The organism is Streptomyces sp. NPDC060198 (genome assembly GCF_042728415.1).
GTDB lineage: Bacteria > Actinomycetota > Actinomycetes > Streptomycetales > Streptomycetaceae > Streptomyces.
The window spans coordinates 1-5,363 of record NZ_JBHWZJ010000433.1 but is presented as its reverse complement, the minus strand read 5'-3'; the positions used below and the strand labels follow the sequence as shown (position 1 = coordinate 5,363).

4 protein-coding genes are annotated in these 5,363 nt (G+C 70.8%); 3 read left to right on the top strand and 1 reads right to left on the bottom strand.

Translation table 11 applies throughout. From position 1 onward, the window contains the following. Window positions 1-39: 39 nt before the first annotated feature. Complete coding sequence (locus ACFWEP_RS31015) at window positions 40-303, bottom strand: hypothetical protein (protein WP_328723207.1); 264 nt, start codon at window positions 301-303, stop codon at window positions 40-42. 1,062 nt (window positions 304-1,365) lie between these two features. Here ACFWEP_RS31015 and ACFWEP_RS31010 point away from each other — a divergent pair. The 3 genes from ACFWEP_RS31010 to ACFWEP_RS31000 all read left to right on the top strand — a co-directional run bounded on the left by ACFWEP_RS31010 (window position 1,366) and on the right by ACFWEP_RS31000 (window position 5,214). Beyond that, window positions 1,366-2,535 carry an acyl-CoA dehydrogenase family protein gene (locus ACFWEP_RS31010; protein WP_387375076.1) on the top strand — a complete coding sequence of 390 codons (1,170 nt, stop codon included), beginning with the start codon at window positions 1,366-1,368 and terminating at the stop codon, window positions 2,533-2,535. A 76-nt stretch (window positions 2,536-2,611) separates the two neighbouring features. After that, the gene (locus ACFWEP_RS31005) at window positions 2,612-4,273 is read left to right on the top strand and encodes an ABC transporter substrate-binding protein (protein ID WP_387375075.1); all 1,662 of its coding nucleotides are present in this window, start codon (window positions 2,612-2,614) and stop codon (window positions 4,271-4,273) included. Further along, complete coding sequence (locus tag ACFWEP_RS31000) at window positions 4,270-5,214, top strand: ABC transporter permease (protein ID WP_387375073.1); 945 nt, start codon at window positions 4,270-4,272, stop codon at window positions 5,212-5,214. Before ACFWEP_RS31005 ends, ACFWEP_RS31000 begins: the two co-directional genes overlap by 4 nt. The last annotated feature ends 149 nt before the right edge of the window (window positions 5,215-5,363 follow it).

The following is a 5,363-nucleotide window of genomic DNA, read 5'->3' as shown; positions in this document are numbered from 1 at the left end:
CTCCCCCAAGGGAGCGGGCCCCGCACCGGGACGAACGGGTCAGTTGTTGTTCAGGTACTGAGCCCAGAAGAAGCCGGCCTCGAACGCGGCGGCGTCGCGCTCTTCCGAGGCGTACGTGATTCCGTACGGGCCACCGAGGTTGAGGTAGTCGGCCTTCTCGTGAGAAGCCTCGGCCTGCAGGTAGCCCGCGGCGACCTCGACGGACTCGCCGCCATTGTCGTTGCCGTGGGCGGCGGCAGGACCTGCGGCCATCAGCCCGGCAGCGGCGACGGTGGCCACTGTGATCGCGATACGGCGAAGCATGTGTACTCCCTTTGCGGGTCGTAACGAGTGGTGCTTTCACCGCATAATCACCCTTTTCACACATCACTGAAAGCCGTCGGGAAGGGTATGCACCTGAACGGATGGCGGACTTGATCCACATGCGCGCACCCTGACCCTGATCGGCTCAATCGGCGCCGCCACCCCCCTTCCAGGCACGGAGGTCGAGGCGTCGTCCCGGCATCGGACACATGGCGGTCGCGACGCCCGGAGCCCGCCTCCGCGGCACCGGGCGCGGGCGGGCTCGCCGTAATGGTGCGCCACCCGATCGCGGCGGCCCTGACATCCCGCCCCGGTCAGCCTCGCCCGCCGCCGCCGTGGAAACCGCTCCGTCGTCGACCCGGGAGTCGCGCGGCCGGCCCCCGAACACGGCCGCCGCCCCCGGCGGCACGGAGGACGGCCCGGGACGCGAGGAGGATCTACCCCGATCGGCAGCCGTGCCGTACCGTTCCCGCACGCCCGACACCCCCGGAGCCTGCGGGAACGGCCGCCCGCACAGGCGGCGGCGCCCGGGCCCACGCACGGCCCGCACAGGCCGAACGCGATCGATAAGGAAACGCGATCGGTCTCGATCAGTATTCGGCATTGGACGCAGAGTGCAGTGTTCCTGCATGCTCAGTGCCATGTTCAGGCCTGAGATGGTGAGGGAGTCCAGCCGGTACCCGGCCGGCGCTGCCGCATGCCACCGCGGACTCGGCGAACACCTGACGTCCCGTCTGACGCAGTGCCGAGTCGTGGACTTCGGGAAGGTCTGGTCGACCAGCTGTCGCTGAGACGACGCGTAGGTCCCGCCGGCCTCCGGTGAGCACCACTCCCTCCGCACGGCCGCGCACCGTCGCGCACCCTTTCCGAATCACGTTCTCAGCCCCCCACGTCCGCCGTACGCCCGGGTCCCTCGCGGCCCGGCGGTGACGCGCGACCCGGAGCACCGTCACGCCCTTTGCCCGCCGCGCCGCCCCACGTGGCCGGACAACTGCCCCGACACAAGACCAAGGACACACCCATGGCCCGTGAACTCTCCCTCCCCGCCGCGCTGGAGGGCCGATGAGCCAGACCACCGAAAGCCGGCTGCCGGCCGCCGATCTCGACCGCCTGGACGAGGTGACCGCCTCGCTCGCGGCCAACGCCGCCGAGTACGACCGAACCGGGGCCTTTCCTCACAAGTCCATTCAACTGCTGCACGAGAAGGGGCTGTTGACTGCCGGAGTGGACGCCCGCCACGGCGGGGCCGGGGCAACCTTCACCGAGGTCGCGAAGATCCTCCTGGCGGCGGGTCGCGGCGATCCGTCGACGGCGCTCATCGCCGGCATGACCATAGTCCCGCACCTGCTCCAGACGCGGAGCCCGTGGCCCCAGGAGCTCTACGCCCGAGTGCTCGCGGAGTCCGCCGAGCGTCCGACGCTGCTCAACCACGCCCGCGCGGAACCCGACTTGGGTTCGTCCACCCACGGCCTGCCGGCGACCGTCGCACGGCGTACGGCCAACGGCTGGTCGATCAGCGGACGCAAGCGGTTCGTCACCGGCGCGGAAGGCCTCAGCTACTTCCTGGTCTGGGCGGTGACCGACGAACCCTCCCCCCGGGTGGGCAACTTCGTCGTCCCCGGCGGTACGCCCGGCATCGACATCGTGCCCACCTGGTTCCAGTTGGGGATGCGCGCCACGGGAAGCCACGAGGTGGAGTTCCGGGACGTCGAGATCCCCGCCGAGTACGTGCACGAGCTGGAACACCCCGGCACGCCGCCGGCCCCCGGCACTCTGCCGGGCAGCATCACCATGCTGCTCTCCTCCTCCCTGTACCTGGGGGTGGCGCGGGCCGCGCAGAGCTTCACGACCACGTGGGGTCACGAGCGGGTGCCCGCAGCGCTCGGCCGTCCGCTGGCCACGACGGACCGGTTCCGTCAGGCCGCCGGCGAGATCGAGACGCTGCTCTCCACCGCCGAGCAGCTGATCTTCGCGACGGCGGACCGGGTCGACCGGGGCCTGCCGGTATCGGGTGCCGACGCCCTGGCGTCGAAGGTACTGGTCGTACGCCATGTCACCACCGCGGTCCAGACCGCGGTGCGCCTGCTCGGAAACCCGGGGCTGGCCCAGGGCAATCCGCTGGAGCGGCACTTCCGCGACATCCAGTCCGTCGGGGTGCACGCGCCCGGCGAGGACGCCTCCCTGCAGATCGTCGGCGCCGCCGCTCTCGCCTCGGGAGCTCCGCGTGACTGAGTCGACGCAACCCCCCTCCCCCGCCTCCCCTCTCCTCTCCCGCCCCCGCGGGGACACCCACTCCTGGAGTTCCGCCATGCGTCCCACCCTGTCCAGACTCGGCCGCACCCTCGCGGTGGGGGTGAGCGGTCTCCTTCTCCTCTCCGCCTGCTCGTCCGGCGGAGACACCACCGCCGAGGCGGCGGGTTCGGGCAAGCCGGTGTCGGGCGGGACGCTCACCACCGCCGTCGACACCGAGCCCGTCTCCTGGGACATCCACGCCAGCACGCAGGACGTGACCGCGGAGATCGCGCGCGGGGTGTTCGACTCGCTGGTCTCGCAGGACTCCGACGGGAAGTTCCACCCGTGGCTGGCCACCAAGTGGGAGGTGTCGGACGACTTCAAGAGCTACACCTTCCACCTGCGCGACGACGTCACCTTCACCGACGGCTCGAAGTTCGACGCGTCGGTCGTGAAGGCCAACTTCGACCACATCGTGGCCAAGGAGACCAAGTCGCTGTACGCGGCGAACCTGCTCGGCCCTTACACCGGTACCGACGTCGTCGACCCGCAGACGGTGAAGGTCAACTTCTCCAAGGCGTTCGCCCCCTTCCTCCAGGCGGCCAGCACCACGTATCTGGGCTTCTACTCCCCCGAGGCGCTCAAGGCCGGCTCGGGCAAGCTCGCCGCCGGCGGTCCGGCCGACGTGGGCAGCGGTCCTTTCGTCTTCAGCGCCTACACCAAGGGCCAGTCGGCGACGCTCACCCGCAACCCGGACTACGCGTGGGCCCCGAAGACGGCGACGCACACCGGCGCCGCCTACCTCGACAAGGTGGTCGTCCGCTTCCTGCCCACCGCCTCGGTGCGCGCCGGAGCGCTGACGAGCGGTCAGGTGCAGGTGGCGAAGGCCATTCCGCCGCAGAACGTCACCACGCTCAAGGCCACCCCCGGCCTCGATCTCATCTCCCGCGCCAACCCGGGCGGCAACTACAACCTCTGGCTCAACGGTTCGCTCGCGCCGCTCGACGACGTCCGGGTGCGCAAGGCGATCCAGCGCGGCATCGACGTCGAACAGGACGTGAAGACCGTCACCTTCGGCCAGTACCCCCGCGCATGGAGCCCCATCAGCCCCACCACCCCGAACTACGACAAGTCCCTGGAGGGGAGCTGGCCCTACGACCCGAAGCTGTCGGCCCAGCTGCTCGACGAGGCCGGCTGGACCGGCAAGGACGCCGAGGGGTACCGCACCAAGGCGGGCAAGCGGCTCACCGTCGAGTGGCCGCAGCTGTCCATCCAGGCGACGCGCGAGGGACGTGACGTCCTCGGGCAGGCCGTGCAGGCGGACCTGAAGAAGATCGGCGTCGAGGTCAAGCGGCCGAACCTGGACATCGGCACGTACAACACCCAGGTCTACGGCGGCAAGGCGAACATCATCGACCTCAGCTGGCCCCGGTTCGACCCGGACGTGCTGTGGCTCTTCTTCAACTCCGGCAGTGCGCCCGCCAAGGGCGGCATCAACGCGACCTTCCTCACCGACCCGTCCTTCGACAAGTGGACGGACCAGGGCCGGGCGACGCTGGACGAGAAGACCCGCGCCGACGTCTACCCGAAGGTGCAGCAGCGGGGCATCGATCTCGCGGTCGTCGTCCCTCTGTACACGCAGGTCTCCCTCGTCGGGCAGTCCGACAAGGTGAAGGGGCTCACGTTCAACGCGAGCAACTGGCTGACCTACTACGACGCCTGGCTGGCCAAGAAGTGACGGCGTCGGCGACGGCCCTGGCCGCCCAGGTCGCCCGGCGGCTGGGCTCGGGGGTGGCCGTGCTGCTGGGGGCGGCGACCCTGGCGTTCCTCACCCTCCAGCTGATTCCCGGCGACCCCGTCTCCGTCCTGCTCGGCCCCTCCAACGCCGGCTCCCCCGAGGTGCGGGCGGAGATCGCCAGGGAGTACGGATTCGACCGGCCCGTCGCCGACCAGTACCTGCACTACCTGGTACGACTCCTCCAGGGCGACCTGGGGCAGTCGTACCAACTCCAGCGCCCGGTATGGTCGCTGATGAGTAATCAGCTCTGGCCGACCGTGCAGCTGGCGCTGGCGGCCCTGCTCCTGGCCGTCGTCCTCGCGGTGGCTTCCGCGGTGGCGACGGCCGGGCGGCGGCCCGCCTTCCGGGCGGTCGCCTCCGTCTGGGAGCTGATCTCGGCGTCCACCCCGTCCTACTGGGTCGGGATCGTGCTGCTGACGGTCTTCTCCTTCCGGTTCCACGTCTTCCCGGTCGCCGGGGCGGAGGGCTTCGCCTCGCTGGTGCTGCCCGCCGTCACCCTGGCGCTCCCGCTCACGGGGGTGCTGGCGCAGGTGCTGCGCGAGGGGCTCGAAGCCGCCCTGGAGCAGCCGTTCGTGGTCACCGCCCGCTCGCGCGGGGTGGGGCGGACGGCGGTACGGCTCCGACACGCACTGCGTCACTGCGCGGTGCCGCTGCTCACCCTGACGGGGTGGCTCACCGGGTCCCTGATCGGGGGCGCGGTGCTGGTGGAGACGGTGTTCGGCCGGCCCGGAATCGGCTCGCTCGTCCTCCAGGCGGTGAGTGCCAAGGACATGCCGGTGGTGATCGGCGTGGTGCTGCTCTCGGCCTTCGTCTTCGTCGTGATCTCCACCGTGGTGGAGCTGCTCTACCCCGTCATCGACCCGCGGCTCAGGAGCGCCTGACCCATGGCACGTACCCTCGTCCCCGAACCCGCCACCGGCGGTCCCGTCGCCGTCGTGTCCGCACCCGCGCGGACCCGGCGGCGACGGGCCGGCGCGGTTGGTTCCGTTACGCCCACCGGGGGGGGGGGGGGGGCCCGGCAGCGGGGCGT